Genomic DNA, 15,384 nt, shown 5'->3' on the forward strand with positions numbered 1-15,384 from the left:
CCGGCTTCGAAGGCGCTTGGCCCATACAAACGATCACTCCCCGTAGTATAGACGAACTCGGCCTCGTTGCACAATCCATCGTTGGAACTCGGCTAAACGACGGCTGACTCCGAGAGTTAAGGAAAGAAATGTGGTACAATGCTGGGCGAACGAACGGGGCACTGGAATTAGGCGGCAACTTGGGGCAAGATGTCCTGAAAGCTGTAATCCGGCGCTAAAGAGGACGAGTATGCGACAAAGGCCCACTTGACGGCTTGTTTGGCAAGAGGGCTCTCGCTCCGGGGAATCAGCGGTACCGGAACCGGGCAAGTGATGCCTGACGCAGGCCCACAACACTTGTTGGAGAGGATGATTCTATGCTTTACGCGGTAATCATGGCTGGGGGGAGCGGTACCCGCTTCTGGCCACAAAGTCGGCAAAGCAGGCCCAAGCAACTTCTCAAGATTGCCGGCGACAAAACCATGATCAGAGCAACCGTAGAAAGAGTGTTGGATGAAATTTCGTTTGAAAGGATCATGGTGGTCACATCCGAATCTTATGCTCAGGAGATCAGTGGTGAACTTCCGGAACTGAGCAGCGACATGCTGGTATGTGAACCTCAGGGGAGGAATACCGCGCCGTGCATTGCTCTGGCCGCATACAAGCTCTTGAAGAAAGATCCGGAGGCTGTAATGGCCGTCTTGCCTGCCGACCACGTGATCGCGGACGAGCAAGCGTTCCGGAAAGCGCTCAAAGCCGCCGCTGAAGTGGCAAGCTCTGGGGATTATCTCATAACTTTCGGTATCGTTCCCAATAAGCCGGAGACAGGCTACGGATACATAGAGCTTGGTGAAAGAGCCACGGAGCAGGCTCAAGCTCCCGCGTTCAAAGTCAAACGATTCGTGGAAAAGCCCGACCAACAGCGCGCCGAAGAGTATATCAAGGCCGGCACCTTCCTGTGGAACAGTGGCATGTTTGTCTGGAAGGCATCAGTAATAATTGAGAATTTCGAGAAACATCTTCCTGGTGTGAGCGAGGCCATCGCCCGTATTTCATCCGCTTTTGGCACAGAAGAGGAAGGCAAAGCCATTGCCGAAGTCTACAACTCTATCGAAGGGGTCTCCATTGACTACGGAATAATGGAGAAGGCGGCCAATGTTTTGGTCATTCCTATTGACGTGGGATGGAACGATGTGGGGAGTTGGGCGTCGTTGCACGAGGTTTGGGCGAACGACCACGACGGGAACATCATTTTCGGCGAACTGATAGCGCTTGCGGCCTCCGGCTGCGTGGTTTCATCCCCGCATAAGCTCACGGCGCTGATCGGTGTCGAGGACCTGGTGGTAGTGGATACGCCCGACGCGTTGCTGGTTTGTCGAAAGGACAAGGCCCAAGACGTGAGGAAGCTCCAGGAGTTGCTGAAGGAAAAAGGTTACACGAATCTTCTTTAGAAGTGGTTGCCGATTAGATCTCATTCAGAGGTAGATAACACCGATGCCCCACACCGCAGATACCAGAGCGCTCCTGAGCAACGTATGCTCACAAAAGCGCGGGGTCAACCTCAAGACCCTGGAAGAAGTAATAGTTCTGGCGGTTGAGATCGCCAGAGAGGGTAGGGAGGGCAGACGAATCGGCACCATGTTTGTGGTGTCGGACTCGGCCCAAGTATTGAAGCGTTCCAAGAATTTGATTTTGGACCCTGTTTTAGGCCATCCGGACGAACTCAAAAAGCTGGACAACCACAACATGCGCGAGACCTTAAAGGAGCTGGCCCAACTGGACGGAGCGTTCGTGGTTTCCGACAATGGGATAGTAGTTTCGGCTTGCCGTCATTTGGACGCTTCTTCTCAAGGGGTTGATCTGCCCCTGGGGCTGGGCAGTCGCCACTTGGCTGCGGCCTCGATTACCAGGGCTACTAAGGCGGTGGCGGTGGTTGTCTCGGAGAGTTCTGTGGTGAGAATCTTTGATGACGGCGAGATCGTTTCAGAGATCATCCCTGAACTCTGGCTGTTGAGCCGGCACGGGGTCCATCTGGAGGGGCCTTATTCCGCGCAGTCGGGAGAGAACCTTACCGTAGTCTGCAAAGCGGACTGAAATGGCCACCGTGTGGCGCGCGCAATAGAGACAGGAAAAGCTCATGCCGGGAAATCGCGAAGAAATTCTTAAAAAGCTTGAGGAAAATGCGGAGACCATACGTGGTTTCGGAGTCCGCCGTTTGGGGATCTTTGGGTCTCATGCGCGAGGCGACCAAAAGCCGAGCAGCGACATTGACTTCCTCGTGGAATTCAGTGAAGCGACCTTCGACAATTACTTTGATTTGAAATTCTTCCTGGAAGACCTATTCGGTTGCCCGGCGGATCTGGTTATAGCGGATGTGATCAAGCCCAGGATACGTCCGTACATTCTGCAGGAGGCCGTATATGTCACGGGATTCTAAGTTGTATCTCGCGGATATTCTGGAATCGTGCGAAAAAATCAAAACCTATACCTCAGGATTGTCACTTGATCAGTTTAGCGCTGACACAAAGACCTTGGACGCAGTAATCCGCAATCTCGAGATCATCGGCGAGGCTTCAAGGCATGTACCCGAAGAGCTGCGTGCCCGTTGCGCGGGGGTGGAGTGGAGAAAAATTACTGCCATGCGTAACATGCTTATTCACGAATATTTCGGCGTCAAGATAGAGATCATTTGGGACGCGATCCAAAACAAGCTGCCGGTTCTTGAAACCCAGATACAGGAAATCTTGAGACAAGAAGGACAGAAGTAGCAAGACCAAAGATGGTTCCACGATCTCGCGTGTGCCCTTTTTGGCGGCACGGTGAGTTTCAGAGCTGGAGATCATCGGAAGCGCGTGGATTTTTGTCAATGACTTCGTTGCAAGAAAATAAATTCAATCTCAAAATCCTACTGATCCTATCTTTGGGTCATCTGGTAACTGACATCTATCAAGGCTCGCTGCCCGCCCTGCTTCCGCTCCTGAAAGAAAAACTGTTGCTGTCTTACACGATGACCGGCGTCATAATGATGGCAGCGAACCTCACCTCTTCGGTAGTGCAGCCGGTGTTCGGCTACCTGTCTGACAAGAAAGAGAAGATCTTCCTGCTGCCTCTGGGATGTCTGTGTGCAGGCATAGGTTTTTCTTTGGTTGGCCTTCCTGACGAGTACGCCATTGTCCTGGCTTTGGTAATGGTGAGCGGGCTGGGCGTGGCTGCGTTCCATCCGGAAGGGTACAAAACCGCGCGTTTCTTCACCGGCGACAAGATGGCAACCGGGATGTCGGTGTTCTCGGTGGGAGGCAATTTGGGCTTCGCGGTGGGACCGATAATCTCACTGGCCATTGTCACGCGTCTGGGGTTCGATTACTTACCCGCGATGATTGTCCTCTCGCTGGTATTTGTGGCTCTCGTGTCCTACGCATGGGGTTCCGTGGCGTCGCCGAAGCAAGGCACCCTGGAAAAAGCAATGAGCAGCGAGGGGGCCACAAGAGGAGTGTACCTGTCGTTGTTCCTGATTATCGCCACCGTGATCATGAGATCCTGGACCCAAATTGGGTTGATGACCTATATTCCTTTCTATTATATCGACGTACTGAAAGGGGACCCGCTGTACGCCGCTCAACTCGTTTCAGTGTTTCTCATCGGAGGCGTGGTAGGAACCATCGGAGGCTCCATCATAGCCGACAGAGTAGGCCACAAACGTTACCTGATCGCGTCTCTGCTCTTGGCCACGGTGCTGTTTCCTCTGATCTTCATCACGGAAGGATTGATGTTGTTTGTAGCCCTCGGCGTAGTGGGCATGGTGCTGATTTCCAGCTTCACCGTTACCATCGTTATGGCGCAAGAACTGCTTCCGAGGAACCTCGGCATTGCTTCAGGGCTCATGGTCGGCTTTGCCATTGGCACCGGCGGGATTGGTGTAACCATTCTCGGTGTAATTGCGGACCATTACGGTGTGCCAGTGGCGTTGAAGTCAATTTGGCTCTTGCCCCTGGCTGGCCTGCTCCTGAGCCTGCCGATCAGGTACCGGACGCCGCGGCGCAGCTAGGTTCGTCGTGAGAGAAACCAAACCGCTCCGTGTTCAAAAACAGGCCAGACCGGATAAAAAATTGGCTCGATTCGCGCAACCATTGTCATGCTCAAGTGTCTTATTCACTGAAGGCGTAGGACCGGGAGAAAGGTTAACCCCATTATGGGGTGGTCGGTGTGACGGACTTTGGTTTTCATGAATTCGGCGTCACGCCGACACAAGGCGTTGAGAAGTCTTCCATAACCCTACGCCTTTCTTACTTCCCGCTGAAACATTGAAACCTATAGCCCAAAAATATTCGGCCATGTGAGGAATACTTCACATAGTGGCCGAATAATAAATCTCCTTACAGCTGGCTCAGAATCACGATTTTCCGATTGCCGCCGACAACTCCATTGTGATACCGTTCAAGGAAAGTACCCCCTCAGTTCGAAGCAGTGTTTCATTTTTTCGGAGGTGGCCATGAAGAGTCTTGTCCTGGGTATTATCGTGGCGGGAATAATGGTGGCGCCGGTGTGGGCTGAAACCGTAACGGGTATTATAGATGTGAAAGACTTCGGAAAAGTTCAAAGCAAGTGGAAATTTCGCTTGGCAGATACCAGCGAGAAGTTTGACAAGGAGTACAGAAAGAGCAAGAGAGTTAGATCTCATGAGAAAACATCGAAACTTGACCGTAGTGAAGGAACCTTGAAAGTAAAAGGTAGTAGCGCAGAAGTTGGTGAATCGCGGACCGAGAGGGAAAAGCATGTCACGTGGGGAGCGTTCTTTTGGTGTGTGAATTCAGAAAAACTACCAAAAGTTAGATTCGCCTACACATATGGAGAGCGAACTGAAGACCTGGCATGGCAGAAAGCTGAGTTTGCATTTCATGCTATGGAAGGAAGGTGCAACGAAAAGGGAGTTAAAAAACAGGTTCTGTGTAGCGACGATCTCTAGGCGTGTGGTTCACATCTCGAAGGCAGCCAAGTCAGTTGCCCCCACTAACGGTTTTGAGACGACAAGTCCCGCACTCGTGGTTCTGAAGAAAAAAGCTCACCTTGTATTGGCGAGCTAACTGCCTTGAATCATTTGGTGCTCGGAGCGAGAGTCGAACTCGCATGCCCTTGCGGGCGGCGGATTTTGAGTCCGCTGCGTCTGCCTATTCCGCCATCCGAGCGCGTGTCGGTGTTGGAAGATCCAATGTGTCGGCCGCGAGCGGGCCGACTCATTTCCGCACCACTATAGACCGAACCGCACCAATAATCAATCCTGAATTTGATCTGCTTGTGAGCATTGAGTCATGCCGAGGCTTCGACTTCAACGACGAGAGATCTCTCACGTCGAGACCGAGGACAAGGCTGAGTGGGGGCACGGCATTTGGCAGGCCGACACTACCACATTGCGGAAGGGGTCAGCGTCCCGAGACTGTCTCAAAACCGAATTCAAACAAGCAACGTGTGATGAATTGGACGGCAGCCGCAGAAGCTGGGTAGCCCGGTGGCTACTGCCTCCGGGTGCCGCAGGCATGAGAAGTCTGGACCTGTGACTTATAAGCCGACATATCGGCCACCAGACCTCCTGTCGCTGTGCGACCCGGACGTAGTAACGTCCGGGCTACCCGGTACGTAACACGATTGCGCGTCGTAGTTTCACTTTAAAACAGTGTCTCCCTGCCGGCCCACGTTATTATTACCTGTTTGATCGCGCATCGGTATCACAGATTGCCTCCGCACGTGCCGGAAACAGGGCTGTTCCCGGCGACCTTTTTGTTGACAAGTCGAGGGCCGGGACCTAAGATCTGCGCAGTCAGTAAGGTCAAGTTGAGTCTAGTAAATTATGATAAGCGGTTATAAAAGATGAGGCAATATACATGAACGATAGGCAGTACGTAATCGACGACTTCAATGTGAAAGAGAGCTGGAGAATATTCCGAATCATCTCGGAATTTGTGGATGGATTCGAGACCTTGTCCGAGATCTATCCGGCGGTGTCCGTGTTCGGGTCTTCCTCTGTTTCGTCAGAGGATCCGATCTACCAATTGGGGCGTGAAGTGGGACGGTTGCTGGCTCAGTCGGGGTTTTCGGTCGTAACCGGTGGCGGGCCCGGAGCAATGGAAGCGGCCAATCGTGGAGCAATCGAAGCGAAGGGCAAATCGGTGGGGCTGTGCATACAACTGCCCAAGGAACAGGCAGCGAATCCGTACACGAACGTAAAGCTTGATTTCCGTTACTTTTTTATTCGGAAGGTGATGTTCGTCAAATATGCTGTTGCCTACATCATCCTCCCCGGTGGCTTTGGAACCATGGACGAGCTTTTCGAGGCGTTGACCTTGATTCAAACCCACCGCATCAAACAGTTTCCCGTGATTCTGCTCGGGAAGGACTATTGGAAGGACCTGATTTCCTGGATTAAGAAGACCATGGTTGTTAACCACATGATATCTCCAGACGATCTGGACCTGTTTCAAGTCCTCGATGATCCTGCCGCCGCGGTGAGTGCCATCAAAAGGATTGTGATCCTGTAAGCGCGTGTCGATACTCACCGAAACTTGTTGGATTGCGACGAAACCTCTTGTCCCACCGCATATATGAAACGGTGAGCCGAGGTGTCTTGACCAACCGAGAACAAGCTATCGAACGCTGTTGAGCAGTTTGGCCTTGCGTTGCAGGGCCTGCTCGGAATCCAGCGGCGCTTTTTCCACCTTGCCATCCTTGGAACCGGTCATCAGACTCTGACCCCAAACGTGAATCGCATAAACTTGAAAGGTTTCAACGCCTCGTTCTTTGTCCCACACCGGCACCACCTCCAGAATCACGTCCTTTTCCACCACGAGACCGTGATCGTCCCGGTAAGGACCTCGAATTGGTCCCACCGGATAATATCGGCCGTGGCTCTCATGAAACCTTCCTTGTGAAACAACGGCGTTTTTCACCGCCTCGCCAGCGATCGCGTCCTTTTCGCTGATTCGTGAAGGGAGGAAATAGTCAAAACCCACATGTACCAGCAGGTACGCAAGGAGGAGATTGACACAGAAAGTCATAAGCGCGGTTCTCAAGAGTCCCTTGCTTTTGAGCTTCATTTTGCGGCCGACCACATAGAACCACGCGGCATAAATCGTCGGGGAAAAGACAATAATGACGAAACAGGCGTAAACCAGGACTATGATGGCTACGCCGACTATGTCCCGGACCATATTGGACTCCAGCCAAGATCTGGCGCAAACTCGCGGGTGAATTGCCCGAAGCACTTGGATATCACGACCGAAATCGCGATCAAAGGTCGGCGAAACCGGGAGCTTTTGTGGCAGCTCTTGCCAGGCCCGTCGCCACGGTCCAAAGGAAACACCCCTAAATTCTTTCCCATCGCAGCATCATGACTTCCCATGACCAGCCTTTTTTTCAATAATTAGCTCGGCCTGCCCTTGCATTACCGGATTCAGATGAGGGCTGTTTACGATTTCTTCCAGATCCTGCAACGTCATAAAGGCAAGTAGCCTCAGGGATAGAGAGAGAGGCGAATGCGGATTGAAAACAACCACTTTCTTGACCGCGTATCGCGTGCGCCAACGCGGATGCTTGGATATTTCCTCAAGGACCTGAGGAGAAGTGGGCCTCGTGGCTGCGATTTGCACGACGTCTCGTTCGGTTAACCTCGGATTGTCAAGGAGGATTTTGATAACTCGATGGTCCTGGTCCCGAGCGATCCTTCTTATGAGCTTGAAATCCAGCTTGCGAGCCAAGGCCTTGCGCATTCCAAGAGGAGTTTCCTTCAACGTCCCGTCGAGAAAAGGTTGGAAAGGGCGTACGTGGGGATTTTCGTCCGGCATGTCCAAAAAAAAGGCCACCAGATCGTAAAGGCCCTTGGTTTGCGCGGCATCTACAAGTTCTGAGACCTTGGCTTTGCCCAGGACTTCCGCAAACACGTCGGGCACTACGAGGCTGTTGTACAGACCCATGAAATCCTCGTGACCCACCAGCGCCCTCTCACGGATCAGCCGTAGGATATCCACAATAGTCGAACTGTCCTCGCCCTTCAGTCGGAACGCGAGTGCATAAGCCCTTTGCCGCACATCGGTCACGCGCGAAAGGGTCCCGACCAATCGCTTAACCTCTGCCAACAGCTCAGGGGCTTTGTCGGGGGACATGACGACATCCTGAGGAGTCCCGTACTTACGCGGACATTTTGCGGAACATGAACGCGCCGATCAAGGTCATAGCCAGCCAGAAACAGGCCAGTACAGCCAGGTCCAACACCGGAGAAAACCGATAGGGGCCGCCAAGGGCGAAACGCATGCCGTCCACCCCGTAAGTAAGAGGGTTGAGCCGGGTCAGAATTGCCAGCCAGCGCGGCAGGTCGTCCAAAGGGAAAAGCGCGCCCGAAAGGAAAAACACAGGCATGATGACGAAGTTCATTATGAGCTGAAACCCGTGTGGGTCCGTCATCCACGAAGCCAGGGCTATTCCGAGGCTCACAAAGGACGCGGAAACAAGAAACATGAAAACCAGAGCCATCAGGAATCCGCCGACATCGAACCTCACCAGCCCCGCTGCTATCAACGCAGCCAATAGTACCAGAGCACGGAGCATTGAGGTGGTGACCGTTCCGATGGTCTTTCCCGTCATAATGGCCGTCCTGCTGACCGGCGCGACCAGAATCTCCTTGAGGAAGCCGAACTGCTTGTCCCAGAGCACGTTCATGCCACCGAACATCGCGGAGAACAGCAACGTCATGCCGATAATCCCCGGACCTATGAACTGGATGTAAGTCACATCGTCGCGATAGCGGAAAAACCCTCCAAAGCCGCTACCCAGCACGACTAAAAACAACACTGGAAGCGCCATAGATCCGATCAGTCTGCTCTTATTTCTACCGAATCTCTTGACCTCCCTCAGCCAGAGCGTGTAGATGGCGGGGCTAGGCCTCATCGTCTGCGCCCCCACATGTATATGCGGAACCGTTCCTTGGGCTCGCTGATCGTCTCTTCCCGGATTTCTCTGCCGGTGAGTTTTATGAACACGTCTTCCAGGTTCGGTTTACGCATGGACACGGAAGAGATCTCCATCCCAAGACTTTGAGCTGTTTCAAAGACTCGAGGGATAAATGATTCCCCCTTGTTAACCGTCAGAATCACCCGCCCGTCCTTCGCCGATACTCGTCCCACTTCCTGTGAATTCCTGAGCCTTTCCACAAAATCAGGGTGCACAGCAGGGGTCTCCAATTCCAGCAAATCGCCGCCCAAACCGGCCTTGAGATTTACCGGGCTATCCAAAGCTACTATCACGCCGTGATCTATTATGGCCACCCGCGAACAGAGTTGATCAGCCTCATCCATGTAGTGGGTGGTCAGGATGATGGTCATGCCGTAGGATTCTTTTAGGCCGCGGATGTAATTCCAAATCTTTCTCCTGGTTTGTGGATCGAGGCCGAGAGTCGGTTCGTCGAGAAAAAGAACTTGAGGCCGGTGCATCAGGCCTCTCGCAATCTCTAAACGCCGCCGCATCCCGCCTGAATAGGTCTTGACCAGATCATGCCGCCTGTCTTCCAGGTCCACGAGGTGCAAAACCTCATCAACCCTGGAGTACCGAGTTTCCGAGTCCAGGCCGTACAATCGCCCATGAAAATCCAGGTTTTCTTGGCCGGTCAGTTCGTCGTCGAGGCTTGGATCTTGAAAGACAACGCCGATGCTTCGCCTGACAGCGTCTTCATCCTTCCGAACATCGTGGCCGCAAACAACTGCGGCGCCGGACGTGGGCGACAGCAGAGTGGAGAGGATCGAGATCAAAGTGGTTTTTCCGGCTCCATTGGGGCCAAGCAATCCGAAAAGCTCACCTCTCTCGATGTCGAGGCTGACATTGTTGAGAGCCGTCAAGTCGCCAAACCGTCGGGTTAATTCCGTAATTTTGATTATTGCCGTCGCGGCTCCACCTCCAGTAGGTCTTAGCAAGCCCACAAAGCCATGATCCAGGCCATGCGACATTTCACTTCTTCATCTTGTCCTTCAGAAGGTCCCCGAGGGTGCCAAAAGAGGAACGACCCGCTTTCGTAGCGAAGTCCTTGAACTCGGCCTGCTCTTTGGTAATGTCGATGGCCTTGGTGCTCAGGGAGATTTTGTTGGTGGCCGGATCAATCGCCAGAATTTGAACCTGAATGGCAGCCCCAACGGAAAATCTGCCACGCAGATCACCGGTTTTGCCGCCGCCGATCTCTGAAACATGAAGTAGGCCGGACTTGTTACCGGGCAGGCTCACAAACACACCGTAGTCTTTAACGGAATCGACCACGCCTGCAACCACGTCCCCCTCCTTGAGTTCCGGCGGGGCAGGTTGGGAGCTATCAGGCAGCAATTCAAGGCCGATCCGGCGCGCAGAGCGGTCCACAGACAGCACGCGGACATCTACCTGATCTCCTTCTGAAAGTACTTCCTTCGGGTGATTAATCCTGCGGCCCATTCCCAGGTTGGAAATATGAATCAGCCCCTCAATGCCCGGTTCCAGCTCCACAAAGGCTCCGAAGTTCATCAGTTTGCTCACTCTTCCCGTGGCTATCCTTTCTCCGGAATATTTTTGATCCACCAGGTTCCACGGATCTTCCAGTGTCTGCTTTAGGCTCAGAGAAATCCTCTTGTTATCCCAGTCCACGTCCGTGACGAGCACACTTATTTGTTCTCCGCGTGTAAGCACGTCCGCAGCTTCACCAACCCGGTACCAGGCAAGTTCGGACATGGGTATGAGTCCTTCGACTCCGCCAATGTCCACGAATGCACCGAACTGGGTCAGGTTCTGGACCGTCCCTGTAATCACATCCCCAGGGCGCAAGGTCCCCTTCAACTGCTCGACCTGGGCGAGCCGCTCTTCTTCAAGGATTTCCCGTCGTGACAGGACAATGTTTCGGCCTCGCTCCGAGTATTCCGTGATCCTGAAAGTCAACCGTTTTCCCACATAGTCTTCGGCCTTGCCCCCTGATTGGAGATCAATTTGAGAATATGGGCAAAACGCCTGCTTGCCGAAAAGGGTCACACTGTAGCCACCTTTGCGCTCTCCGCCGACAAGTCCCTCAACGGGTACCCCGCTGCGATAAGCGTCTCTTAAGGCTTCTTCGGAGGCAACAGCCGTCATCTTGACGCTCAGGAGTATTTCACCCTCCCTCGTACTGACCACGTAGGCGGTCAACGGATCGCCGACGCCCACAGTGAGTTGGCCGTTCTTGTCCAGCAATTCATCTCTGGCGATGCTTCCTTCACTTTTTCCACCGATATCCACAAAGATCCATTCCTCGCCGATGGACACTACGGTCCCTTCTATTTTGCTGTCTCTTTGAACAGGACTCCCCTTGCGCGATGTCTCCGCCTCAAACAGAGCGGCGAAATCCTCCTGTGCCTCGTCATTCTCGCTCACGTCGTCCTTTTGTAAGGTATCCTCTCGTTCCTCTGCCATAGACCGTCCCTCTCTACATTATAGTCAGACTTCTTGTTACCTTGTTTCATCATGCGTTGCAAGGGGACCTCCTCTCTGGTATTAGTAAGTATGAGTGAGAACTCATCCTAAAAAAAAATCCGCGAGCGAGTTGGGCGTCCACGGGGGTCGCGGTTTGACACCGTAAGACCTCCAAGACTCTTCGTGTCATGAGGTTAGCGATCCTCTTTCTCTCCGTCTACTGCGAGGAATCGCTCTAGATTGCCTTGGCCGTGCTGACATGCAATTCAGGCGCGGGCATTGCCTTTCGACACAAATCCCAACTCTAACCAGCCGGAAATGACAAGGATACGGGCGCATGCCATTCCTGCGACGGAACGAAATTGGGTGGAACGCGAGATTCCGTCGTTGTCTCTACTTCTTCCTTAGAGACGAACTCGACAGCATCATTATAGCGGAATCGCTCATAGGGTCTTATAAAGCGTTCAGGACCGCGAAACGGGAATATCCGTTCGTGGAGATGCGTGAACTCAAACCGAGGGCCAGGATTGTGGCCCCGGAGTATGCCGAACAAAAGCATTTCATCGTCATATTTAATGAGGATTTTCTGCCGCCTGCAGCCAAGAACCATATAAGATTCTTTGATTCCAATAAAGTCACAAAGGAGAATCTGGCCAACCTGGCCATGTTCGATCTCAAAGAGGTATTTCATCAGCGGATGCGTTACTTTAACGACTCCGCGTTCGCTATATTGCTCAAGAGTCTTCTCAAATCGGACTTCGCAGTTCTGATCCAGAGAGATCCCACCGTAAAAACGCGATACAGATTCGGGGTGTCCCATTTTCATGTGAGGATAGACTGGCCGGTCGCGAATGCTGCAGAGGATTTGGGCAGGTATCTAAGGTACATCTCTAAGGACTTGTACGAAAAAAGCGAGAAAACCGGGGAAATCCTTCAGCAAAAGCTGTATGAATATTACGGATTTCATTACACCGTTGGAGGGAGAAGGACCGCGGCCCTGGTGGCCGCCCGATACCTGGCTCGGTTCGACTTCATTTCCACCGTGTACATTTCGTCTTCCGAGGCGCGCACTCTTATCAGGCTTTCCGAACAGGGTATTTCAAAATACACCCTCATAAAGCTCAGTAACGCCGAAATCTCGGAACTCGCTCGTACAGTCAAAATGAAAGAAACCGATTTCGTTGGTACCTATCTCATTGACAAGACTCCGGATTATGGAGTGGGGATCTTCCTGGTTACCTACAAACACAATGAGCATTCGGAGCCACCGGAGGACGGCAAGTTGCGGGACCTCAACCCGGACTATCATTGGCTCAATGTGGATTTACAGCTATTGGTGCCACCGCCGACAAGCGGCGATGCCCAGCCCATCCATTTGTCCCGAGTTTACGCTTGAGTAGGGGTGCCCCCGAAATTCTCCTATCTCTCCTGACAGATCAACATAAGGGTTTTTCAACGATTGGGGTCGCCCCTTGGGCAAGCACTGATGCTTCTTCTCAGAGGCTACTTTTCTGTGGCGAATCTGCTTCAGCGAATTTGACGTTGACCTTGGACATAAGCGGATATTTCTGCGGGTGCCGGATCGAGTCCAGCGTCAGATCTACATCGAGATCGGGCCAGTGAAGATGTTCAGGGCCCTGCCGTTGCACGGTCAGTATGGCTTGTAGGGGGGCATCCTTGAACCAAGGGAACTCCTCAAGCGGGAGGAACAGTTCTTCCTCACCGACAAGTAGCCAAAGACCATGCCGGGAGATGTTAGTTACCTCAACTTCCGAAATGGCTGTGCCAGGCAATTCTGATTTCATGCTCGCGGCCGCGGCGAAATCACCGGGTGGCCTCCTCCAATTTAGTCGAGTTCGCTGCCGGTGGTCGTCATGGTAATTTTGCCGTGTTTGACCCCTCGTGTGGAAATCAGCAACTGGCCGGTTTTTTTCACTTCGTCCGAGGCGCCTCTCATAATTAGGACTTCCAGGCAATTGTGGTGGTCCAAGTGAACGTGGACCGCGGAGATTATCAGGTCATGTTTCCGGTGCTGAATCTCCGTGAGCTTTTGTGCCAGGTCGCTTTGTTCGTGGTTGTACACTACGGTTACAGTGCCGACAACCTCGTGTTCCGACTCGCTCCACTGATCCTCCACGAGTCGATCCCGAATGAGGTCTCTTATGGCTTCGGAGCGATTGGTGTAACCCCTCTGGGAAATCAGCACATCAAACTTCTCGAGCAGGTCATCGGGTATGGATACCCCGAATCTAACAAGGTCGGCCATCGTTCCCTTCCCTCCGGCGGCTCAAGAGCTTTTTTGTTTGTTCGTTGGGGCTGCCCCAATGTGGAGAGTATACACAAACCGCGCAGGAATTCCATTTAAGACTTACTGGAAGAAATTGATGACCGACAAAGAGCTTGCAGATGGTTGGCTGTCAGAATCTTAGAGCCGGAAGCTGAGAATAAGCGGGACGGGTGCTCTACCTAATCATCGTCTTCAGAAGCGTCCTGCCTCTTTTCTATGTTATCTATGACACATTTGGCCCAAGGCTCTGCGACGGAGTAGACCATTTCCAAGCCCTGGCGGGTGGATTTTATGATCCCGCGGCTCTTGAGGTGAATCAGATGCTGGGACACTGTGGCTTGATGGAGTCCTAGGCACTCTTGCATATTCTTCACGTTGCATCCGCCTACCTTGATCAATCCATACACGATCTTCAGCCGGATTGGATGCCCGAGGGCCTTAAAGATCTCGGCCTCTCTGGAGAACTCCTTTTTCTTGATCTCCTGAAAGATCTGATCAAGGTCCTGCTCATCTTTAGTCTTAGCGTTCAAGGACGATCTCATCTGCTTCACCCTCACGAGGCCTCGTTTGTCATGGAGTCCCTTGTTTTGAAGAATCCTTTTCGCCAGCGCTACTCCCTTCCCGGGGAGAGCATGCCGGGGACATTCAAGTGCTCACACCGTAACGGGGCAGCAACCATTTGTTGATTACCACCCAAACCACCACTACCGCTATGATGACCCATATTTCCATCGCGTTATTCTCCTCCTCAGGCCGCCGATTCCGCATCAGCCGCGGGGCGGTACCCACTCAGTTTGCAGGGCCGGCTTGAGCCCGACGCTCGCTTTTCGAGCCTAGCGTCGGGATTCCATTTGGCAATCCGCTTAGAAGCCTTTCAATCCATGACGGCAGTTCGTATTGGTCCGGTGCGGCGTGATCCGACGGCCCAATCTGCCCCACAAGGCCGGTGATCCAGTTGCGCACGGTGGGAGCGGACCACTCGGCCATGCCCACATGAGTGGCTACGACGCGGCCTTCTTTGTCTATCACATAACTTGAGGGAAAACCTTTCACCTCATAAATCGCTTCGCCGGCCTCATTGAGAACGTAATACCCCATGAGCCGGCCTCGGATCATGTTTTCCATCACACTGGGTTTTCGGTCTGACCGAGCGGCAACCAGGAGTTCGCCACCGTTCTTCCGGCCGTAGCTCCGAACCTCATCAGGATTATCCCAGAAATTGACACAGACAACTTTCACGTCCGGTCTGTTCAATTTTTGGACCATGTCTTTCAAATGCTTCTTTTCCATAACGCAGTAATGGCAATCCCGTCGCCAAAAATTGAGAACGACCACGCTCCCCTTGAGATCCGACAACTTAATGGGGCTTCCGTCGGGAGTCACCATGGTAAAGTCGTTGGCTCCCGGGGGAGTTTTGAAAACCCGAAAGTCACTTCTGTTTGGGATTTCCGCCGCCAGTCCCAGGTCGTTCGGACATGCCGCAAGCGTGGCGAGGAAAATCAGTGCCATTCGTAACAACCACCCAGTATACGATCGCCAAATCAACAAGATACACTCCCGCGACCACCGATTAATTAATATGTGAATATCCTAATATATCGTTTCTGTCAAGACCATTTTGTGGCAGGAGATAGGTAGTCGACTCTCGGAAGACCACTATATGGTGCTTGAGCCGGAAA

At 52.8% G+C, this 15,384-nt stretch carries 18 protein-coding genes and 1 tRNA gene; 9 read left to right on the plus strand and 10 right to left on the minus strand.

The features are described 5' to 3' along the window. Positions 1-356: 356 nt before the first annotated feature. The 6 genes from HY913_03375 to HY913_03400 all read left to right on the plus strand — a co-directional run bounded on the left by HY913_03375 (position 357) and on the right by HY913_03400 (position 4,942). Positions 357-1,430, plus strand: a complete 1,074-nt coding sequence (locus tag HY913_03375) for a mannose-1-phosphate guanylyltransferase (GenBank protein ID MBI4962294.1) — start codon at positions 357-359, stop codon at positions 1,428-1,430. A gap of 43 nt (positions 1,431-1,473) precedes the next feature. Further along, positions 1,474-2,073, plus strand: a complete 600-nt coding sequence (locus tag HY913_03380) for a DNA integrity scanning protein DisA nucleotide-binding domain protein (protein MBI4962295.1) — start codon at positions 1,474-1,476, stop codon at positions 2,071-2,073. A gap of 43 nt (positions 2,074-2,116) precedes the next feature. Next, positions 2,117-2,416 (plus strand): nucleotidyltransferase family protein, encoded by a 300-nt coding sequence (locus HY913_03385; protein ID MBI4962296.1) that lies wholly within the window; start codon positions 2,117-2,119, stop codon positions 2,414-2,416. Continuing rightward, the gene (locus HY913_03390; GenBank protein MBI4962297.1) at positions 2,400-2,747 is read left to right on the plus strand and encodes a DUF86 domain-containing protein; all 348 of its coding nucleotides are present in this window, start codon (positions 2,400-2,402) and stop codon (positions 2,745-2,747) included. The genes HY913_03385 and HY913_03390 overlap by 17 nt, the downstream gene beginning before the upstream one ends. A 98-nt stretch (positions 2,748-2,845) precedes the next feature. After that, on the plus strand, positions 2,846-4,024 hold the full coding sequence (locus HY913_03395) for an MFS transporter (protein MBI4962298.1): 1,179 nt from the start codon (positions 2,846-2,848) through the stop codon (positions 4,022-4,024). A 444-nt stretch (positions 4,025-4,468) separates the two neighbouring features. Then, positions 4,469-4,942: a hypothetical protein gene (locus HY913_03400; protein ID MBI4962299.1), complete on the plus strand. Its 474-nt coding sequence runs from the start codon at positions 4,469-4,471 to the stop codon at positions 4,940-4,942. Positions 4,943-5,075: 133 nt separating this feature from the next. Here HY913_03400 and HY913_03405 read toward each other — a convergent pair. Next, positions 5,076-5,162: transfer RNA gene (locus HY913_03405), tRNA-Leu, on the minus strand. A 123-nt stretch (positions 5,163-5,285) separates the two neighbouring features. Here HY913_03405 and HY913_03410 point away from each other — a divergent pair. Beyond that, on the plus strand, positions 5,286-5,531 hold the full coding sequence (locus tag HY913_03410) for a hypothetical protein (GenBank protein ID MBI4962300.1): 246 nt from the start codon (positions 5,286-5,288) through the stop codon (positions 5,529-5,531). 324 nt (positions 5,532-5,855) lie between these two features. Continuing rightward, on the plus strand, positions 5,856-6,509 hold the full coding sequence (locus HY913_03415; GenBank protein ID MBI4962301.1) for a TIGR00730 family Rossman fold protein: 654 nt from the start codon (positions 5,856-5,858) through the stop codon (positions 6,507-6,509). Positions 6,510-6,614: 105 nt separating this feature from the next. Here the strand turns inward: HY913_03415 and HY913_03420 are convergent, their stop codons facing one another. From HY913_03420 to rpsA, 5 genes are all read right to left on the minus strand, one after another. After that, positions 6,615-7,178, minus strand: coding sequence for a hypothetical protein (locus tag HY913_03420; protein MBI4962302.1), 564 nt, complete (start codon positions 7,176-7,178; stop codon positions 6,615-6,617). A 177-nt stretch (positions 7,179-7,355) separates the two neighbouring features. Then, positions 7,356-8,129 carry a hypothetical protein gene (locus tag HY913_03425; protein ID MBI4962303.1) on the minus strand — a complete coding sequence of 258 codons (774 nt, stop codon included), beginning with the start codon at positions 8,127-8,129 and terminating at the stop codon, positions 7,356-7,358. A 25-nt stretch (positions 8,130-8,154) separates the two neighbouring features. Beyond that, positions 8,155-8,910 (minus strand): ABC transporter permease, encoded by a 756-nt coding sequence (locus tag HY913_03430; protein ID MBI4962304.1) that lies wholly within the window; start codon positions 8,908-8,910, stop codon positions 8,155-8,157. Beyond that, complete coding sequence (locus HY913_03435) at positions 8,907-9,962, minus strand: ATP-binding cassette domain-containing protein (protein MBI4962305.1); 1,056 nt, start codon at positions 9,960-9,962, stop codon at positions 8,907-8,909. The genes HY913_03430 and HY913_03435 overlap by 4 nt, the downstream gene beginning before the upstream one ends. Position 9,963: 1 nt before the next feature. Then, positions 9,964-11,418 (minus strand): 30S ribosomal protein S1, encoded by a 1,455-nt coding sequence (gene rpsA / locus HY913_03440; GenBank protein MBI4962306.1) that lies wholly within the window; start codon positions 11,416-11,418, stop codon positions 9,964-9,966. A gap of 337 nt (positions 11,419-11,755) precedes the next feature. Between rpsA and HY913_03445 the strand changes: the two genes are divergently transcribed. Beyond that, complete coding sequence (locus HY913_03445) at positions 11,756-12,814, plus strand: hypothetical protein (GenBank protein ID MBI4962307.1); 1,059 nt, start codon at positions 11,756-11,758, stop codon at positions 12,812-12,814. A 100-nt stretch (positions 12,815-12,914) separates the two neighbouring features. On the opposite strand, the gene HY913_03450 is transcribed toward HY913_03445, so the two are convergent. The 4 genes from HY913_03450 to HY913_03465 form a co-directional block, all read right to left on the minus strand. Next, on the minus strand, positions 12,915-13,223 hold the full coding sequence (locus tag HY913_03450) for a DUF2442 domain-containing protein (protein ID MBI4962308.1): 309 nt from the start codon (positions 13,221-13,223) through the stop codon (positions 12,915-12,917). Positions 13,224-13,264: 41 nt separating this feature from the next. After that, entirely contained in the window at positions 13,265-13,684 is a 420-nt protein-coding gene (nikR, locus tag HY913_03455; GenBank protein ID MBI4962309.1) for a nickel-responsive transcriptional regulator NikR, read from the minus strand. Positions 13,685-13,884: 200 nt separating this feature from the next. Then, positions 13,885-14,247, minus strand: coding sequence for a helix-turn-helix transcriptional regulator (locus tag HY913_03460; GenBank protein ID MBI4962310.1), 363 nt, complete (start codon positions 14,245-14,247; stop codon positions 13,885-13,887). A 247-nt stretch (positions 14,248-14,494) separates the two neighbouring features. Further along, positions 14,495-15,214: a TlpA family protein disulfide reductase gene (locus tag HY913_03465; protein ID MBI4962311.1), complete on the minus strand. Its 720-nt coding sequence runs from the start codon at positions 15,212-15,214 to the stop codon at positions 14,495-14,497. Between the last annotated feature and the right edge of the window lie 170 nt (positions 15,215-15,384).

Source organism: Desulfomonile tiedjei (assembly GCA_016212925.1).
GTDB lineage: Bacteria > Desulfobacterota > Desulfomonilia > Desulfomonilales > Desulfomonilaceae > JACRDF01.